The organism is Afipia birgiae 34632 (assembly GCF_000308295.2).
Taxonomy (GTDB): Bacteria; Pseudomonadota; Alphaproteobacteria; order Rhizobiales; family Xanthobacteraceae; genus Afipia; species Afipia birgiae.
This window is the reverse complement of record NZ_HG326652.1, coordinates 356,687-373,924: the sequence shown is the minus strand read 5'-3', so window position 1 is coordinate 373,924 and position 17,238 is coordinate 356,687. Positions and strand designations below refer to the sequence as shown.

Annotated in this window: 18 protein-coding genes; 5 read left to right on the top strand and 13 right to left on the bottom strand. The window is 63.0% G+C overall.

Annotated features, from left to right (window positions below; all coding sequences use genetic code 11):
* Window positions 1–41 precede the first annotated feature (41 nt).
* Together rsmD and BN32_RS01690 are read right to left on the bottom strand one after the other, a co-directional pair.
* Window positions 42–605, bottom strand: coding sequence for a 16S rRNA (guanine(966)-N(2))-methyltransferase RsmD (gene rsmD, locus BN32_RS01695; protein WP_019195516.1), 564 nt, complete (start codon window positions 603–605; stop codon window positions 42–44).
* An 8-nt stretch (window positions 606–613) separates the two neighbouring features.
* On the bottom strand, window positions 614–2,719 hold the full coding sequence (locus BN32_RS01690) for a pseudouridine synthase (protein ID WP_019195515.1): 2,106 nt from the start codon (window positions 2,717–2,719) through the stop codon (window positions 614–616).
* 162 nt (window positions 2,720–2,881) lie between these two features.
* Between BN32_RS01690 and BN32_RS01685 the strand changes: the two genes are divergently transcribed.
* Window positions 2,882–3,328, top strand: coding sequence for a nucleoside deaminase (locus tag BN32_RS01685; RefSeq protein WP_040425335.1), 447 nt, complete (start codon window positions 2,882–2,884; stop codon window positions 3,326–3,328).
* Here the strand turns inward: BN32_RS01685 and BN32_RS01680 are convergent.
* From BN32_RS01680 to purD, 3 genes are all read right to left on the bottom strand, one after another.
* Complete coding sequence (locus BN32_RS01680) at window positions 3,325–3,774, bottom strand: GNAT family N-acetyltransferase (RefSeq protein ID WP_019195513.1); 450 nt, start codon at window positions 3,772–3,774, stop codon at window positions 3,325–3,327. The two genes, BN32_RS01685 and BN32_RS01680, sit on opposite strands and share 4 nt — an antisense overlap.
* The gene (locus BN32_RS01675; RefSeq protein ID WP_019195512.1) at window positions 3,774–4,682 is read right to left on the bottom strand and encodes an alpha/beta fold hydrolase; all 909 of its coding nucleotides are present in this window, start codon (window positions 4,680–4,682) and stop codon (window positions 3,774–3,776) included. Before BN32_RS01675 ends, BN32_RS01680 begins: the two co-directional genes overlap by 1 nt.
* Before the next feature lie 169 nt (window positions 4,683–4,851).
* On the bottom strand, window positions 4,852–6,120 hold the full coding sequence (gene purD / locus BN32_RS01670) for a phosphoribosylamine--glycine ligase (protein ID WP_019195511.1): 1,269 nt from the start codon (window positions 6,118–6,120) through the stop codon (window positions 4,852–4,854).
* 81 nt (window positions 6,121–6,201) lie between these two features.
* On the opposite strand from purD, the gene xseA reads away from it, so the two are divergent.
* Entirely contained in the window at window positions 6,202–7,662 is a 1,461-nt protein-coding gene (xseA, locus tag BN32_RS01665; RefSeq protein ID WP_019195510.1) for an exodeoxyribonuclease VII large subunit, read from the top strand.
* A gap of 135 nt (window positions 7,663–7,797) precedes the next feature.
* On the top strand, window positions 7,798–8,022 hold the full coding sequence (locus BN32_RS01660; RefSeq protein ID WP_019195509.1) for a DUF2093 domain-containing protein: 225 nt from the start codon (window positions 7,798–7,800) through the stop codon (window positions 8,020–8,022).
* A gap of 3 nt (window positions 8,023–8,025) precedes the next feature.
* Here the strand turns inward: BN32_RS01660 and lpxK are convergent, their stop codons facing one another.
* The 6 genes from lpxK to BN32_RS01630 all read right to left on the bottom strand — a co-directional run bounded on the left by lpxK (window position 8,026) and on the right by BN32_RS01630 (window position 13,545).
* Window positions 8,026–9,036, bottom strand: coding sequence for a tetraacyldisaccharide 4'-kinase (gene lpxK, locus BN32_RS01655; protein WP_040425334.1), 1,011 nt, complete (start codon window positions 9,034–9,036; stop codon window positions 8,026–8,028).
* On the bottom strand, window positions 9,029–10,333 hold the full coding sequence (locus BN32_RS01650) for a 3-deoxy-D-manno-octulosonic acid transferase (protein ID WP_019195507.1): 1,305 nt from the start codon (window positions 10,331–10,333) through the stop codon (window positions 9,029–9,031). The genes lpxK and BN32_RS01650 overlap by 8 nt, the downstream gene beginning before the upstream one ends.
* Window positions 10,326–11,039, bottom strand: coding sequence for a lysophospholipid acyltransferase family protein (locus tag BN32_RS01645; protein WP_173405764.1), 714 nt, complete (start codon window positions 11,037–11,039; stop codon window positions 10,326–10,328). Before BN32_RS01645 ends, BN32_RS01650 begins: the two co-directional genes overlap by 8 nt.
* Complete coding sequence (locus tag BN32_RS01640; protein WP_019195505.1) at window positions 11,036–11,284, bottom strand: DUF4170 domain-containing protein; 249 nt, start codon at window positions 11,282–11,284, stop codon at window positions 11,036–11,038. Before BN32_RS01640 ends, BN32_RS01645 begins: the two co-directional genes overlap by 4 nt.
* Window positions 11,285–11,345: 61 nt before the next feature.
* Window positions 11,346–12,161 carry a 3'(2'),5'-bisphosphate nucleotidase CysQ gene (locus BN32_RS01635; protein WP_019195504.1) on the bottom strand — a complete coding sequence of 272 codons (816 nt, stop codon included), beginning with the start codon at window positions 12,159–12,161 and terminating at the stop codon, window positions 11,346–11,348.
* Window positions 12,148–13,545 (bottom strand): TldD/PmbA family protein, encoded by a 1,398-nt coding sequence (locus tag BN32_RS01630; RefSeq protein WP_019195503.1) that lies wholly within the window; start codon window positions 13,543–13,545, stop codon window positions 12,148–12,150. The genes BN32_RS01635 and BN32_RS01630 overlap by 14 nt, the downstream gene beginning before the upstream one ends.
* A gap of 449 nt (window positions 13,546–13,994) precedes the next feature.
* On the opposite strand from BN32_RS01630, the gene BN32_RS01625 reads away from it, so the two are divergent.
* Window positions 13,995–14,525: a DUF6101 family protein gene (locus tag BN32_RS01625; RefSeq protein ID WP_040425333.1), complete on the top strand. Its 531-nt coding sequence runs from the start codon at window positions 13,995–13,997 to the stop codon at window positions 14,523–14,525.
* 3 nt (window positions 14,526–14,528) lie between these two features.
* Here the strand turns inward: BN32_RS01625 and ubiA are convergent, their stop codons facing one another.
* Both ubiA and BN32_RS01615 read right to left on the bottom strand, forming a co-directional pair.
* On the bottom strand, window positions 14,529–15,461 hold the full coding sequence (ubiA, locus tag BN32_RS01620; protein ID WP_040425845.1) for a 4-hydroxybenzoate octaprenyltransferase: 933 nt from the start codon (window positions 15,459–15,461) through the stop codon (window positions 14,529–14,531).
* Between the two features lie 24 nt (window positions 15,462–15,485).
* Window positions 15,486–16,157 (bottom strand): hypothetical protein, encoded by a 672-nt coding sequence (locus BN32_RS01615; protein ID WP_040425844.1) that lies wholly within the window; start codon window positions 16,155–16,157, stop codon window positions 15,486–15,488.
* 324 nt (window positions 16,158–16,481) lie between these two features.
* On the opposite strand from BN32_RS01615, the gene BN32_RS01610 reads away from it, so the two are divergent.
* Complete coding sequence (locus tag BN32_RS01610) at window positions 16,482–17,237, top strand: 16S rRNA (uracil(1498)-N(3))-methyltransferase (protein ID WP_040425843.1); 756 nt, start codon at window positions 16,482–16,484, stop codon at window positions 17,235–17,237.
* Window position 17,238 lies beyond the last annotated feature (1 nt).

Genomic DNA, 17,238 nt, shown 5'->3' with positions numbered 1-17,238 from the left:
CCGAATTTACTCGACACATTACGTCTGAATAAAAATTCAAATTATGGCAGAGCGGCTGCCCGCAGGAACGTGAACTCCGTATCGTCATAGGCGCGACGCTCAAGCTCTTCGAAGCCCTCGGGCGCGGCAAACCCCGCCGTCTTCGATTCCTCGACAACCACCAGCGCCTCCGGAGTCAGCCATTTTCCGGCGCGCAATGACGCCAGCGCCTTGTCGGCAAGTCCGCGCCCATAGGGCGGATCAAGAAACGCCAGCGAGAACGGCTCGACCGGGTAGGCAGGGCCGAGATTGGTGGCATCGCGGCGATAAACCTTGGTCACACCGCCAAGCCCCAGCGCCTCGACATTGTTGCGCAACAGCGCCCGCGCCTCGGCACCATTGTCGACGAACAGTGTGAACGCGGCGCCGCGCGACACCGCCTCGATTCCGAGCGCGCCGGTGCCGGCGAACAGGTCGAGCACCCGCGCCCCGTCGATCGGGTTTTCGTAGGCATGCATCAGGATATTGAACAGCGACTCGCGCAGGCGATCCTGCGTCGGACGGATGTCATTCGACGCGGGCGAGGCGATGTTACGGCCTCTCAGACGGCCACCGACGACACGCATGGATGTGCTCAGTCTTCCGTGGTGTCGTCTTTGGGCTTCAGATCGCGCTTGCCTTTATAGCCGCGCGTCGGGCGGCGCGGCGGGCCATAGCCATTGGCTTCCTCTTCGTTGCGCGCACGCGTGTTCTCGCTGCCTGTGCGCATCACAAGCACGCGACGGCCCTTCCGGTCCTCAGTCACGCTGCGCTTTGGCTTGGGCTTCGGACCGCCACTCGGCTGTTCGCCGCGGGACGCATCGTTCACCGGCTTGTCGAACTGCGCACCAGACATCGCGACGATCTTCTCGCCGAGCTGATCGCGCAGCACCCGCGATTTGATCTCCTCGACCTGGCCTTCCTCGATCTCGCCGAGCTGGAACGGGCCATACGAAATACGGATCAGGCGGTTCACCTCAAGGCCGAGATGCGCCATGACGTTGCGGACTTCGCGGTTCTTGCCTTCGCGGATCGCAAACACGATCCAGACGTTGGCGGCCTTGTCGCGCTCCAGCGTGGCGTCGATCGAACCGTATTTGACGCCATCGACCTCGACGCCGTTCTTGAGCTGATCGAGCTGGGCCTGGGTGACTTCGCCGTGAGCGCGGACGCGGTAACGCCGCAGCCAGCCGGTGTCCGGCAATTCCAGTGCACGGGCCAGGCCGCCGTCATTGGTCAGCAGCAGCAGGCCTTCGGTGTTGAAGTCTAGCCGGCCGATGCTGATGAGGCGCGGCAATCCTTCGGGCAGATTGTCGAACACCGTCGGACGGCCCTCGGGATCGTCGTGGGTCGTCATCAGGCCGCGCGGCTTATGATAGAGAAACAGCCGCGTGCGTTCACGCTCCGGCAACGGCTTGCCGTCGATGGTGACCACATCGTTGGCGGTGACATCCAGCGCCGGCGAGTTGATGACGCGGCCATTCACCGCAACACGACCCTGCACGATCCAGTCCTCGGCATCGCGGCGCGAACAAAGTCCCGCACGCGCGACGATCTTGGCGATGCGTTCGCCGGTCTTTTTCTTTTCAGGCGCAGCGCGCGGTGCGCGCTTGTCGAAATCTGGCTTGCGCTCGCGGTATTCGCCGCGGCCGCCGAATGCCGGCCGCTTGGCGAAGACCTTGCTGTCGTCCTCATTGTCGCGGCGCGGACGGTCGCGCGGTTCGCTGCGCGGATGCTCCTGCCAGTCGCTCCGGCCACGCGGAGCGCGGTCGTCACGCGGTTTGTCGAAGCGCGGACGCGAAAAACGCGGGCGCTCGCTGGAATCGCGATCGCGGTCGCCCCGGTCGAACCGGGGCTTGTCGAAACCGCCACCTTCGCGGCGCGGCGGACGGCTGTCAGCGTCGCGTGACGGTCCACGCTTCTGCCAAGGTTTGTCATTGCCGCGATCCTCGCCGCGGTTGAAATCCCTGCGCGGTCCGCGATCCGGCGAACGCCCGTCGCGATCATCGCGGTTGAAACGCGGGCGCTCATCACGCTGCGGACGGTCATCCCGGTTGAAGCGGGCGGGACGTGCATCGCCGCCTTCGCCGCGCGGCGTGTAAGGCCGCTTCTCGCCGAATTTCCTGTCCTGGAAACGTCCGGCACCCGCGCTGCGCGGCGCGCGATCGTCGCGGTCACGCGGCTTGAAGGGGCGCCCCTCGCCACGATCCTCACGTGGCTTGAACGAACGGCCCTCGCCGCGATCCTCACGCGGCTTGAACGGACGACCTTCGCCACGATCCTCACGTGGCTTGAACGAACGGCCCTCGCCGCGATCCTCACGCGGCTTGAACGGACGACCTTCGCCACGATCCTCTCGTGGCTTGAACGAGCGTCCCTCACCGCGATCTCGCGAGCCGAATTCCTTGCGTGGACCGCGCTCCGGTCCGTCTTTCCGGAAATCATCGCGCTTGCCGGCATAGGGCTTCGACGCATAGGACCGCTTGTCCCCGGACGGGCGCTTGTCGCCGAACTTGCGGTCACCGAATTTCTTGTCGCCGCCACGTGGGCCGGATGATCGAGCCGGCCGCTCGTCGCGCGAGCTTCCTCCGCTGCGCGAGCCTCCGCCGGGGCGACCTCTGCCACCGGCCTTGTAGCCGCCACCCGCTCCGCCTTCACGGCGCGGCGGACGGCCGTTGTTTTTATCGTTATCGCGGGGCATGAATGATCTCTCAGGACGTTGGGCAGAATATGGGACTGTCGCACAACGTGGAATTGGCTGGCGGCACGCGCCCTTTTAAATCAGGGCGCATTTTCGCGCAAAACCGGTTCTCGCGTTTGCTGAAGACGTCGTACTAACAGAGTTTATCGCCGGAAACGAGGCATGACGGCACGATCTTTCATGGATTTGGCGCTGAAACAGGCGGAAATCGCCGAAACGGCCGGGGAAGTGCCGATCGGCTGCGTTATCGTGCGTGGCGGCGTGGTGATCGCTCAGGCCGGCAACCGCACCCTCGCCGACCGCGATCCGACCGCGCATGCCGAAATCCTGGCGATCCGCGAAGCCGCCCGCGTCACCGGCAGCGAGCGGCTGACCGATTGCGACCTCTACGTCACACTGGAACCCTGCACCATGTGCGTGGGAGCGATCTCCTTCGCCCGTATCCGGCGGCTTTACTATGGGGCAAGCGACCCGAAGGGCGGCGCGGTGGACAGCGGCGTGCGGTTCTTCGCCTCGCCGACGTGCCACCATGCACCGGAAATTTATCCTTCCGTCGGCGAAAGTGACGCGGCCGCGCTGCTGACGAATTTCTTCAAGGCGCGGCGCTAAAACAGATTGATCTTCATGCCCTCATGCGAGGCATCCAGGCCGAGCCGCGCATAGAAGCGCTGCGCATCAGCACGCCGTTTGTCGGTCGTAAGCTGCAATTGCTTGCAGCCGCGCGCACGCGACCTGGCGATCACCGCATCCATCATCTGTTCGCCGATGCCGAGACCGCGCAGCGACCGATCGACCCGCACACCTTCGACCTTCGCGATCCAGCTGCCATGATAGGATAAGCCGGGAATGAACGTCAGTTGCAGGCATCCCATCGCCGTTCCCTCGTGATCCCACACGTAAAGTGTGTTGTTGGGGTCCGCCGCGATGGCGTCGAAGGCGGCATAATACGCCGCCATATCGCCCGAGAAATCCTCGCGCCCACGCGCCACCTCGTCATCCGCCAGCATTTCAACGATCCGCCGAATGTCTTCGCGCCGCGCCTCACGTAATGCCATCAATCCTGCTCCAGAAAAAATTTAAGTAATGCGTCAGCCGTTGCCTGAGGGTTTTCCTCGGCAAGGAAATGGCCTGAATCGATGGCGTGCCCGCTGACGTTCGTTGCCCACCGGCGCCAGGTGTCGAGCGGACTCGAGGCTGAGGAGGCAATGCCCGCACCGCCCCACAGCGCCAGCAGCGGCACGGTGATCTTGCTGCCTGCTTCAACGTCGGCCTTGTCGTGCTCGAAATCGGCGTAGGCCCCGGCGCGATAATCCTCGCACGCCGCATGAATGCGCAGCGGGTCGCGGAGCGCCGTCAGGTAATGTTCGACCGCACGCGGATCGAACGGGTTGGGTGCATCCTTCTTCGCCCAGCTTTTGAAGGTGCGGCCGAAATAATCGTCGGGATTCGAGGCAATCAGGTTTTCCGGCAATGGATGCGGCTGCGCCAGAAATGCCCAGTGATAGATCCGGAGCGCGAAACCGCGGTCCATCTTCGCCCAGTAATCGTAGGTCGGCAGAATATCCAGCGTCGCAAGGCGCGACAGCCGCCCGGGGTGATCGAGCGCCAGCCGGTAGGCAACGCGCCCGCCGCGGTCGTGACCCGCGAGGCCGAAATGCACGTGGCCGAGCTTTTCCATCACCTCAATCATCGCCCGCGCCATAGCGCGCTTGGTGAACGGCGTATGGTTCTCGTCGGTCTTCGGCACGTCCGACCAGCCGTAGCCGGGCAGGTCCGGAATCACGAGGGTGAATTTATCCGCGAACTTCGGCGCGACGCGATGCCACATCACGTGGGTTTGCGGATAACCGTGCAGCAGCAGCAAGGGCGGACCTTTGCCGCCGACGCGGGCGAAAATTCGGCCGCGCGACGTGCTGATCCATTCAGAAGCGAATCCGGGATAGAGATCGGCGAGATCGGGCATGGAGAACCTTGACCCTTGTGTCGTCCCCGCAAGAGCAGAGACCTATCCTCACTGAATTCAATTTTTGAAATTCTATCTTACGATAGCGCAACACCACGCTGGAAATTCGGCAGAGACAACGACGTTCGACAGCTATAGATCCCGGCCCTTGGCTGGGACGATGGTAATTTTAAGACTCTTTCTCCCGCGCTACCGCTTGCCATCCGATGTCGCGGCGACAGAAACCCTCCGGCCATGTGATGCGATTGATCGCCTCATAGGCGCGGCGTTGCGCCTCGCTGACGGTCTTCGCTGTCGCGGTGATGTTCAGCACCCGGCCGCCATTGGCGAGAATTTTATCCCCGTCGGCCTTGGTGCCGGCGTGGAAAATCTCGACCCCTTCCACCTTCGCGGCATCATCGAGCCCCTCGATGGTTGTGCCCTTGGCATAGTCGCCCGGATATCCTTTCGCCGCCATCACCACGGTGAGCGCGGGCTCCGGATACCAGCGCAGATCGAAATGCTTCAACTCGCCATCGACCGACGCCAGCAGCGCCGGCACGAGATCCGAGATCAAGCGGATCATCAGCACCTGCGTCTCGGGATCGCCGAAACGCGCGTTGTATTCGATCAGTTTCGGGCCATCCCTGGTGATCATCAGGCCAGCGAACAGCACACCCTTATAAGGCATGCCCATCGCCTTCATCGCGTGCAGCGTCGGCAGGATAATCTCGGCCATCGTGCGCGCGCGCACCGCATCGGTGAACACCGGCGCCGGTGAATAGGCGCCCATGCCGCCGGTGTTCGGCCCCTTGTCGCCGTCGAAGGCACGCTTGTGATCCTGCGCGGCGACCAGCGGCAGCGCACTGTCGCCGTCGCACAGCACGAAGAACGAGGCCTCCTCGCCTTCCATGAACTCCTCGACCACGGCTTCCGCACCGGCCGAGGTGAACAGCGCATCGACCGCGGCTTCCGCCTCGGCCAGCGTCATCGCCACCACCACGCCCTTGCCGGCCGCAAGGCCATCGGCCTTCACGACAATCGGCGCTCCCTGCTTGCGGATATAGGCCTTCGCCGCATCCGCGTCGCGAAATCGCTCATAGGCTGCGGTTGGGATGTTGTTCGCCTTGCAGATGTCCTTGGTAAAGCCTTTGGAGCTTTCGAGCTGTGAGGCTGCCTTGCTCGGCCCGAAGGCCTTGATCCCGGCCGCGGCGAGATCGTCGACGATGCCCGCCGCCAGCGGCGCCTCCGGCCCGACCACGACCAGATCGATCGCGTTCGCCCTGCAAAAGCCGATCACCGCGGCGTGGTCCGCGACATCGAGCGCGACGCATTCGGCCTCGCGGGCGATGCCGGCATTGCCTGGCGCGCACCACAGTTTCGTCAGCAGCGGCGAGGCCGCCATTTTCCACGCCAGCGCGTGTTCGCGCCCGCCGGAACCGATCAAAAGGATATTCATGGATAAGGGTCGAACCGGCGTTTATGGGATGATAGAAGGGTTTAACATGATGCTTCGCCATCGCAACAGATTCGAATCCTGATGAAATCGACTGCCGCCGAACCGCTGCCCAATTCACCGGAATTTACCGTTTCCGAGCTGTCCTCCGCGCTCAAGCGGACGGTGGAGGATGCCTATGGCCATGTGCGGGTACGCGGTGAAATCTCCGGCTTCCGCGGACCACACGCCTCCGGCCACTGCTATTTCGCGCTGAAGGACGAGAGCGCCAAGATCGAGGCGGTGATCTGGAAGGGCGTCCATGGCCGGATGCGGTTCAAGCCGCAGGAAGGCCTCGAAATCATCGCCACCGGCAAGCTCACGACCTATCCGGGCTCGTCGAAATACCAGATCGTCATCGAGGCCATCGAGCCTGCCGGCGTTGGCGCGCTGATGGCGCTGATGGAAGAGCGCAAGAAAAAGCTCGCCGCCGAAGGCCTGTTCGACGAAGCCCGCAAGCAGCTTCTGCCTTGGCTGCCCGAGGTGATCGGCGTGGTGACCTCGCCGACGGGGGCGGTGATCCGCGACATCCTGCATCGGCTCGAAGACAGATTCCCGCGCCGCGTGCTGGTGTGGCCGGTGCGGGTACAGGGCGAAGGCTCCGCCGAACAGATCGCGGCGGCCATCCGCGGTTTCAACGCGCTGGAAGAAGGCGGCAGGATTCCGCGGCCCGATCTTTTGATCGTCGCGCGCGGAGGCGGCTCGCTGGAGGACCTGTGGTCGTTCAATGAAGAGATCGTGGTGCGCGCGGCCGCAGAGAGCATGATCCCGCTGATCTCGGCGGTGGGTCACGAGACCGACGTGACGCTGATCGATTTCGCCGCCGACAAGCGCGCGCCGACGCCGACTGCTGCAGCCGAGATGGCAGTGCCGGTGCGCGCCGAACTGTTCGTCGAGGTCACGTCGCTGGAACGCCGCGCGATGCTGTGCTGGCAGCGCGGCCAGGAACATCGCCGCAGCGAATTGCGTGCGGCGGTTCGCGCGTTGCCGAAGGCAACGGAGTTGCTGGACATTCCGCGCCAGCGCCTTGATCGCGCCAGCGCGCAACTGCCCCGCGCGCTGCGCGCCAACGCGCATGTTTACGAGCGGCGGCTTTCCGCCATCGGCGGGCGGCTGACCGTGACCGCACTGCGCGCGCAGATCGATCGCGGCAAGGAGAAAGTGGCGAGGCTGGCAACAAGCGCGCGGCGTTGCGCGGATCTGCATATCCGGCAGGGTGAGACCCGGCTGAAGTATGTCGCGCAGCTTTTGAATGCGCTGTCCTACAAGGGTGTGCTGGAGCGTGGCTTTGCATTGGTGCGCGACGAACACGGCCAGCCGCTGCATGCCGCCGCCAATGTCGGCTCCGGTCAGCATCTCACCATCGAGTTCGCCGACGGACGCATCGGCGCGACGGCGGATGGTGAGGGAACAGCTGCGGCGAAGCCGAAGGCCGCGCCGGCCAAGCCCGCGTCGAAGCGCACCACCGATTTCGGCGTCAAAAAGGTCCAAGGCGACCTTTTTTGAGACGTTCAGAGCGGTTTCTCTTTTGATTTCCGTGTGATCATTCCCGAAAATCAGTTTCCACCTTTCGGGATCGTGCCTATATTTGAGCAACCTCTCCGGACGAAAAATCTGCCGGATCCCACAAGGACAGTTATCGTGCTCAATAAATTCGGGCCTTCCGGCCAGGGCGAAGCGCAGGTCGAATATCTCGACGGCGATTTTCGCGTGACCTCTCCCGGCTCCTACGTCCGTTGCGCCATCACCGGCGAACATATTCCGCTGGACGAGTTGAAGTACTGGAGCGTGGACCGGCAGGAAGCCTACGCAACGCCGGAAGCCGTGCTGCAGCGGCATTATCCGGCGCAACTGAAAAAAGTCTGAGATCTATCGCGCGCGGGCTTTCGCCAGCCGCTCGGTCACAAAATTCCGCAACATCGCCGCATCATCGAAATCCAGCGTGACCGGAAAGATCGCGATGCCGTTGGCATAACTTTGCAAGCGGACATCGCTGCGGATGCGCGCCATGTCCTTCGCGGTAGTCACCAGCGTCAGCGACCTTGCCGCGGCATCCGACACCAGCGATCCGATTTCGTCCGGTGTAAACGGATGATGGTCGGCGAAGGCTTTTTCCTCGACGACGTCCACACCGCAGGCGTGCAACGTCGCGAAGAACCGCAGCGGGTCGCCTATCCCTGCGAAAGCAAGCACGTGTTGGCCGCGCAGCCTATCGACTGAGACCTGATCGGGAACCAGGTGCGCGAGCATCACGGGCGCGCCATGCCGCAATACCTTCGTAGCAATGACATTGGCGGCATCGCCCGTACCGATCACAATCAGCGCATCGGTACGCGCGATTTGCGGCTCAAGAGGCGCACGCAAAGGCCCAGCCGGAAACACGCTGCCGTTACCGACGCCGCGCACCGCGTCGATCACGATCAGTGAGGCATCCTTCACCAACGCCGGGTTCTGGAAACCATCGTCGAGCAGAACGACACTCGCGCCTTGCGCGCGTGCCATCGCCGCTCCGGCCACACGATCCCGCGACACGATGACGGGCACGCTTGAAGCCATCATCAGAGGCTCGTCACCAACATCGGCGGCCGTATGCGCAACCTGATCGACGCGCACAGGACCTTGTTGAGAACCGCCATAACCCCGGCTGACGACGAATGGCTGTTCGCCCATCTCACGCAGCAGCTTCACGAGCGCGAGCGTCGCCGGCGTCTTGCCAGCGCCGCCGACGTGATAATTGCCGACACAGAGAACCGGAAGCCCTGCGGATACACCATCGCGCGTCATGCGCTGCGTTGTGATTGCGCCGTAGGTCGCGCCGAACGGCGCGAGGAGATGCGACATCCATGATGGCGGCCGATACCAGAAGGCCGGCTCACGCATCGGAGCCTCCTCCCTCCAGCCGTAACTGCAACAGATAAGGCTCCAGCGCGCTGAGCGTCTTGTCCAGCGCACCACCGAGCTTGTTTACGACGCTTGCCGCGGCACCGACCGATCGCTGCCGCGCAATCGGATTTACCAGCAAGTGCCCGAGCGATTTGATGAAATCCTCGCTGGTCTCGGCGCGGATCGCGCCGCCCGCCTGATCGAGCGACTCGTAAATATCGCTGAAGTTAAACACATGCGGTCCGTGCAGGATCGCTGCACCAAGCTTGATGCCCTCGATGGGATTCTGCCCGCCATGCGGCACCAGCGATCCGCCCATGAACACCACCGGCGCCAGCCGGTAGAACAATCCGAGTTCGCCCATGGTGTCGGCGACGTACATATCCGTGTCAGCACCCGGCAATTCGTCCTGCGAGCGCACGGCCACCTGCATACCCGCGGCTGTCAGCATCTGCGCGATCGCAGCGCCCCGGTTGGGATGACGCGGCACGATGACGCTCAGCAACTGCGGCATGCGCGACGCCAGGCGCCGGTGCGCGTCGAGAATAATTTCGTCTTCGCCAGGATGAGTGGACGCCGCGACGAACACCAGCCGGCGCTGCATCGCCTCCTTCAGGCGCTCCAGCTTCCGCACATCCGCCGGCGGACCTTCGACATCAAGTTTCAGATTGCCGGAGGTGACGACATTGGGACAGCCGAGTGCTGCGAAGCGTTCGCCGTCGCGCTCCGATTGCGCAAGGCAGAGGTCGAAGCATTCCAGCAGCGCCGAGATCGTGCCGCGCAGTTTCTGCCAGCGCGGAAACGAGCGCGGCGACATCCGGCCATTGATGATGACCATCGGAATGCGCCGCTCGGCGCTCGACAGGATCAGATTGGGCCAGATATCCGACTCGATGAACAGCGCGAGGCCCGGCTTCCAGTGATCGAGAAACGCCGACACGAAGCGGGGCGAGTCGAACGGCACGTACTGATGAATCACGTCGGGCGGGAACCGCCGCGCGACGATGGCGGCCGACGTAACCGTTCCCGACGTCAGCAGGATTCGGACGTTCAGCGCCCGCAGCCGATCGATCAACCCGGCAGCTGCCAGAACCTCACCGACGCTCGCGCCGTGGATCCAGATCAGCGGCCCCGGAGGGCGCGGCACGCTCGCAACACCCCGGCGCTCACCGAGACGTTCGGGATCTTCCTTGCCCTGCTTCAGCCGCCGCGCGATCAGCGGAGCCGCGAGCGGCGCTGCGAAGGCCGACAGCCGCCGATATGCCGCCAGCGTCGCAGGCAACGCGCTAGGCATGAGCACCCTCGTCCGGCAATCCCACCAGTTCATATGCGCGGCGCGTAACCTCGTTCAGCCGCTCTTCAAGTTGCAAGCGCAGCTTCTGCATCGTCTCGCTGTCAGCATCGGACGGCACCCATATGATCTCGCCCGCAGCAATGACGCCGCGCCCGAATGGCAAATGAATGACGGAGCGATCCCAGTTGTTGAGGCGTTTGAACCGGCTGGTGGCGATCGCTACCGGCAGGATCGGCCGTCCCGACTCCCGCGCCAGCATGATGATGCCGAGGCCCGCCTTGCGCGCAACCTTCGGCACGTCGGCGGTCAGCGCCATATTGATCTTCTCTTCCAGCGTCCGTAGCATCATTTTGAACGCGCCGACGCCACCCTTGCGGTGAAACTGCGTTCCATGATCACCAGAACCACGCACAGTTCCGACGTTAAGACGTTCCGCCGCGATCGCATTGATCTCGCCGTCGCGATGACGCGAGATCAGAACCTTGGCGGAATACTGCTTGAGTTTCAGGAACGGCATCATGAAATGCTGGCCGTGCCAGAACGCGATGATAACCGGCATGTCCGGCTCGATGTGCTTGTAGACATTCGGCGGATCGAGGGTGAAGCGGTTTGTCCACCATACAAGCCGCAGAAATTCGGCCGCAGTGATGCCCGCAGCACGCTGCACCCAGCTCGAACGACCTAGTTTTCGAAGCGTGGCTTTCAATGGGACGACTTCGCATCTTGGCCCGGATCGAGCAGCCGGTGGAGGTGGACGATGAAATAACGCATATGAGCGTTATCGACGGTCTGCTGGGCCTTGCCCTTCCACGCCGCATAGGCTGTGGCGTAATTCGGGAACAGGCCAACGACCTCAACCTTGTCGAGATCCTTGAAAGTCACATGATCGAGGTCGAGAAGTTCGCCGCCGATGACAAGATGAAGCAACTGCGGTTGCACAGTTTCGGACATGAATCGTTTCCCAAAGCGATGATCGGCACTTGAATTGAAGCACCAAACCCGGACGCAAGCATTACAAAATCGGGTTTTCCCGAAAGTGCTTGACGATATGCGCATGGCGCGCACGCCCCGCCGCCACCAGCAACCCGTGACGAACGTCGGTTTGATTGTAAACCAGTCGCTCGCCAGCCAGTGAGGTCATTTCCCCGCCCGCTTCGTGCACGATTAAATCGGCGGCGGCAAGGTCCCAATCGCGGCTGTTCCCGCCTGCGAATGCGGCATCCAGCCGCCCTTCGGCCACTCGCACGAGCCGGAGCGCCAGCGAGCCAATACGCGGATAAAGGACTTCGTCGGCGCGCATGCCGCCGAGGCGCTCAACCAGCGGCTTCGGCCCGGCGATTTTCGGGAAGTGAATTCCCGAACCGGGCGCGGCTGCGATCGGTGCGCCGTTCCGCACGGTGCCCCGCCCGCGCGCTGCGAAAAAGAATTCGTCGCTGGCCGGCGCGAATACCGCACCCAGCACCGGTGAGCCGTCCGCGACCAACGCAATCGAGACTGACCAGTCGTCCTGCCGCGCCAGATAGGCGCGGGTGCCGTCGATCGGATCGACGATCCACGTCAGTGATTTGCCGAGCCGCGCGGAATCGTCGGCGCTTTCTTCCGACAGCCATCCGTAATCCGGCGTTGCCGCACGCAACCGCGCCTCGATCAGGTCGTTAACGGCAATGTCGGCTTCCGACACCGGGGACGTCTTGCCCTTGACCCAGGTTTTCAGGTCAGTGCGGAACAGGCTGAGCGCCAGCGCCCCGGCCTCCCGCGCCACGTCGGCCAACAGCGCCGCGTCGCGCGTCAGGTCCGCGCCAGCAATGTCGGTATCAGCGGCCGGCAATCGTCAATTCCCCGATACGCACGGTCGGCGCGTTGACGCCGTACTTGAACGTGAGATCGTTGGCCGGAACCATCGATTTGAAAATCTCGAGCAGATGGCCTGCGATGGTCACCTCGCTGACCGCATACGACAGTTTCCCGTTTTCAATCCAAAAGCCCGCAGCGCCCCGGCTGTAATCGCCTGTCACGCCGTTGACGCCGGACCCGATCAGGTCGGTGACATAGAAACCCTCCTTGATGTCGGAGATCAATTCTGCCGGCGAAACCTGGCCTGCCTCGAGGTGAAGATTGTACGACCCCGGCGACGGCGACGACGACACGCCGCGATGGGCATGGCCGGTGGTCACCATGCCGAGCTCGCGGGCGGTGGCGGAATCGAGCAGCCATGTAGTCAGCACGCCGTCGTCAATGATGGCGAGTTGTTTGGTGGCGACTCCTTCGGAATCGAATGCCTGCGACCGCATTCCACGCACGCGCAGCGGGTCATCAATGATGCGAATTGCCTTGTCGAACAGTTGCTGGCCGAGGCGATCCTTCAGGAAGCTGGTCTTGCGCGCAATCGAGGCGCCGTTGACCGCGCCGATCAGATGGCCCACCAGCGAATTCGACACGCGCGGATCGAACACCACCGGCGCCTTGCAGGTCGCGACCTTGCGCGGATTGAGCCGCGCAACAGTGCGCTCACCCGCGCTCTGACCAACGCTCGCCGGAGATTCGAGATCGGAGCCGTGTATTGCCGACGTGAAATCGTAATCGCGCTCCATGCCGGTGCCTTCACCCGCAATCGCCGTCATCGAGATGCCGTGACTGGACCTCAGATACGAGCCGTAAAAGCCGGTCGAAGTCACGAGCACCATGCCGCCGATGCCTGCCGATGCCGATGCGCCGCCGGACTTCGACACGCCCCTGACCGCCAGGCCCGCGGCTTCTGCTTCCTGCGCGCGCCGCTCCAGTTCAGCGACAGAGGGCACCTGCGGGTCGAGCAGATCGAGGTCTGGAAACTGCTTCGCCAGCAGCGACGGATCGGCAAGACCCACATACTCATCGTCGGGCGCAACCTTCGCCATCGCCACCGCGCGTTCGGCGAGCTTCGCAACATCGCCGCCGATGTCGCTGGTCGAGACCACGGCCTGCCGCTTTCCGACGAACACGCGCAAGCCGACATCGTCGCCTTCGGAGCGTTCGGATTCTTCAACCTTGCCCTCACGGATTTCGACGCCCTGCGACACGCCGCGCACCGCGATGGCGTCAGCAGCATCGGCGCCCGCACGCCTTGCGGCTTCCACGAGACGCTGCGCCAGATCGCTCAGCGCGCTCTGATCAAGGAGACCGGATGTTGTTGATTTCGGCGACGGCGATACTGACGCGTTTGGTGAAGAGTTCACAAACAAATTCCCGAGGCTTGAATTCAAGAAACTTGGAGACGAATGCAACATATCATGAGATGTGCCTGTTTTACGCGGACTTCAAGCGTTTTCGGGGCCGTTGCGAAAGATATTTCGGCGACCTGGTGGTCCGGTTCTGACATTCGCATCTTATCTCGGCAGCGCTCTTGCGAATGTCAGAACCAAAGGACCACCAGCAACCATAATTTCCAGTGTCCTTTCGAATCCGACGTTCGCTATGAAAAATCCCGCAAAGAGGAGGCGAACGTCGGATTTCGGGACACTGGCAAGGTCTCGTCAATCATCTGCGCCAACGTCTCGTCAATCATGAAAACTGACGCAATGGCAGTGAGAGACGATTAACCAGCCTTCTTAAGCGGATTCGGAGACGGCTCTGGCATGCTCCTCCCATCGACCGGGAACATAATTCCGGCGTGGGAGATAAAGTCGTGAGGCGTCAATTCGGAGTCGGCGGGGTGCAACCCGTCGGGTCGAGCTGCATGTTGCAGCTCGACCCCCATTCCTTGCCCGTCAGCTTTGAAGCGCGCGATGGCCGCGCCGATGGCGGCGTCAGGCACATCGAAATCAATCGTGAACGCGTCACTGTGCGCCGTGCCGTCGGCGGCATCCGCATGGCGATCAATGTTCGCGTTCGCGATTTTCTCGGCATCGCCTGCCGCGAAACGAACGGCGGACGCGCGCTGGTTCTGGTTCACAGCGATCCCTCGCTGTCGGTGCCACTGCTGGTCACCGCGGATGAATTGCAACTCGATCTGGCCTGGCAGATGTGGGGCGACCTGTTCGCCTTACCGCAGATCGAGGATGAAAACGAAGCGGCACGCGAACCGGCTCCGCGCCGCCGCCGCCACAACATCATCAAGGATCGCCGCCCGAAGTTTCTGGTGCGCCGCAAGGCCGGTCGCGCTGCGATGGAGCGATCCATTCACCGCGGCGAACGCGAGATCATCGCCCGCAACTGATTTCTAATAGCTACGCAGCACGGCGTCGGCGAGCAGGCCGACGAATAGCATCAACCCCGCATCGCGGTTCGACTTGAATAGCCGCAAGCATAAGGCGGGATTGTCGATCCGGATCGTCCGCACCTGCCAGACCAGATGCGCAGCAAACGCCGCGAGTCCGATCCATGCAGGCCACTGCGATCCGCCGCGCCACAACGCGACACCGATCAGCAACACGGCCAGACTGCAGAAGATCGTCAGCGCCATCTGCGTCCGTTCGCCGAACAGCAGCGCCGTTGATTTGATGCCGACCAGGATGTCGTCCTCGGTGTCCTGATGGGCGTAGATCGTATCATAGGCGATCACCCACGAAATCGATCCGGCATAGAGCACCAGCGCAGTGGCATCGATCCGGCCAAGGATCACCGCAAAGCCCATCAGCGCGCCCCACGAGAACGCCAGACCAAGAGCCACCTGCGGCCAGTAGGTGATGCGCTTCATGAAAGGATAGATCGCGACAATGGCCAGCGAGCCGATGCCGGTGAGGATCGCAAAGCCGTTGAACTGCAGCAGCACCGCGAGCCCGATCAGCGCCTGCAGGACGAGAAAGGCTGCCGCCTGCGTGACCGTGACCTGCCCCGCCGGTATCGGGCGCGACCGTGTGCGTTCGACCTGCGCGTCAAGCTTTCGATCGGTGATGTCGTTCCATGTGCATCCCGCACCGCGCATCACCACCGCGCCGATGAAGAACAGCACGATGACCAGAGGCAGATCGCGAACGTTATGTGCAATGCCCGCTGCCAGCGCAGCGGACCACCAGCACGGCAGCAACAACAGCCACCAGCCGATCGGCCGGTCGAACCGCGACAATCGCAGATAGGGCCGCATCCAGATCGGCGCGTGGGTATCGACCCAATTGGCAGTTGAGTCGGCGACGGGGGCTGCGGCGTTGCTCATCGCAACCTTTTCATTCGGAGCCAATCAGCGGGTCAGGACATTGCCGTTCAGCGTGTCGAAGGTGCTGCCGCCCCGCTTCAACGGCTTGGCCTCAGGCAACGATGCGGAGCCGAGCGCTTCGCTCAGACTGGGACCCGCCGGTGCAGCCTGAGCCTGCGACGCGGCCGCACACACTCGCTGCTGCAACTGGGAGGTATTGGCGTGCCCCTTTTTCATCTGGTCGCCGACGTCGGCGGGGATGCCGCACTTTTGCGCGTTGGCTTCGACGAACTTGATCATCTTCACTTCGGCCTGCGCGAAATTGCCGATCAGCTTGCAGGCTTCCTGCGGCGGCGCCTTGCGCTTGCCGGCGGCCTGAATCAGCTTGGCCTTGGCTTCCGCATCGGCACGCAGCGGCATGAAACCCTTTTGACATTCCTCGGCCCCCGGCGGCGGGCCAGCCTGCTGTTGTGGCGCGCCAAAGCCACCGCCACCAACCGGCGGAGCGCCGGTCGAGAAGGCGTTGGATGACGGCTGCTGCCTGACCGGCGCAGCGGTCGTGCCGTTGACGGGCGGAAACGGAGAGGAATTGGTGGCCGGCGCGGGCGCGGCCTGCCCCGGCAGCGGCGCCGGAAAAGCGCCCTGCGCGCGGACATCCGCGGCGTGCAAGACGAACGTGGCGGCAGCCAGCGATGCGATAAGACGGTAGGCGGTCACGGATTCTCCTCCGGCGGGTTCCAGTGTCCTAGTGTTCTGAATCCGAAGTTCGCCATATTTTGCAGCGCCTTCCATAGCGAACTTCGGATTCTAAAGGACACTAGCATTCATAAATCCCAGTGTGGTTCTGGTTCGCAAGTCCGCAAAAGAATGCGCCGCAAAAGTGATGCGGACTTGCGAACCACCACACTGGGTGACTTTTACGATTCTCGCCGCTGCTTAACAACCCGATGAATCCGGCAACAGCGCGGCAGTTCGCCACCTAATTGGCTGCCAATTTGCAATCATTGGGCTAGAAATCGGAAAATGAACGGATTGGTACCGATGCCCAAACTTGATTTTCGCAGCCCCCGGCTTTTCGTCGATACCCCACTCACAGCCGGGACAGGCATCGCACTCGACCGCGATCAGTCCAACTATCTCGGCAATGTGCTGCGCCTCGCCGCCGGCGACACCGTACTGGTGTTCAACGGACGCGACGGCGAATGGCTGGCCAATCTCGCGGGCCGCAAGCGGCCGGACCGCGCGGAAATCGTCAGTCAGACACGGCCGCAGGATAGCTTGCACGATCTGCATTACGTGTTTGCACCGCTCAAACACGCACGGCTCGACTACATGGCGCAAAAGGCCGTTGAAATGGGGGTGGCGGCGCTGCGCCCGGTGACCACGCGACATACCCAGGCGAGCCGCGTCAATGTCGAGCGCATGCGCGCCAATGTCATTGAAGCCGCGGAACAATGTGGCATCCTCAGCCTCGCCGAAGTTCACGACCCCGAACCACTTGAGCGCTATCTCGCCCAGCGCGATGGCCAGCGCCTGCTGGTGTTCTGCGACGAGAACGCCCCGATCTCCGATCCGATGGCCGCGTTTGCCGGCGCGGACGGCACCAAGGGCACGGACGTATTGATCGGGCCGGAGGGAGGATTTGCCGAGGAGGAACGCGCTCTGCTGCTGAAACAGCCGCATGTCGTGCGGCTGGCGCTCGGTCCGCGTATCCTGCGCGCGGATACGGCTGCAGTTGCGGCTCTCGCTGTGGTACAGACCGCGCTCGGCGATTGGGGACACCCTCATGCACGCTGAA

Bases quoted from the DNA above. Each gene is read 5' to 3' on its own strand.
- rsmD (WP_019195516.1), bottom strand. From the start codon at position 605: ATGCGTGTCGTCGGTGGCCGTCTGAGAGGCCGTAACATCGCCTCGCCC.
- BN32_RS01690 (WP_019195515.1), bottom strand. From the start codon at position 2,719: ATGCCCCGCGATAACGATAAAAACAACGGCCGTCCGCCGCGCCGTGAA.
- BN32_RS01685 (WP_040425335.1), top strand. From the start codon at position 2,882: ATGACGGCACGATCTTTCATGGATTTGGCGCTGAAACAGGCGGAAATC.
- BN32_RS01680 (WP_019195513.1), bottom strand. From the start codon at position 3,774: ATGGCATTACGTGAGGCGCGGCGCGAAGACATTCGGCGGATCGTTGAA.
- BN32_RS01675 (WP_019195512.1), bottom strand. From the start codon at position 4,682: ATGCCCGATCTCGCCGATCTCTATCCCGGATTCGCTTCTGAATGGATC.
- purD (WP_019195511.1), bottom strand. From the start codon at position 6,120: ATGAATATCCTTTTGATCGGTTCCGGCGGGCGCGAACACGCGCTGGCG.
- xseA (WP_019195510.1), top strand. From the start codon at position 6,202: ATGAAATCGACTGCCGCCGAACCGCTGCCCAATTCACCGGAATTTACC.
- lpxK (WP_040425334.1), bottom strand. From the start codon at position 9,036: ATGCGTGAGCCGGCCTTCTGGTATCGGCCGCCATCATGGATGTCGCAT.
- BN32_RS01650 (WP_019195507.1), bottom strand. From the start codon at position 10,333: ATGCCTAGCGCGTTGCCTGCGACGCTGGCGGCATATCGGCGGCTGTCG.
- BN32_RS01640 (WP_019195505.1), bottom strand. From the start codon at position 11,284: ATGTCCGAAACTGTGCAACCGCAGTTGCTTCATCTTGTCATCGGCGGC.
- ubiA (WP_040425845.1), bottom strand. From the start codon at position 15,461: ATGAGCAACGCCGCAGCCCCCGTCGCCGACTCAACTGCCAATTGGGTC.
- BN32_RS01610 (WP_040425843.1), top strand. From the start codon at position 16,482: ATGCCCAAACTTGATTTTCGCAGCCCCCGGCTTTTCGTCGATACCCCA.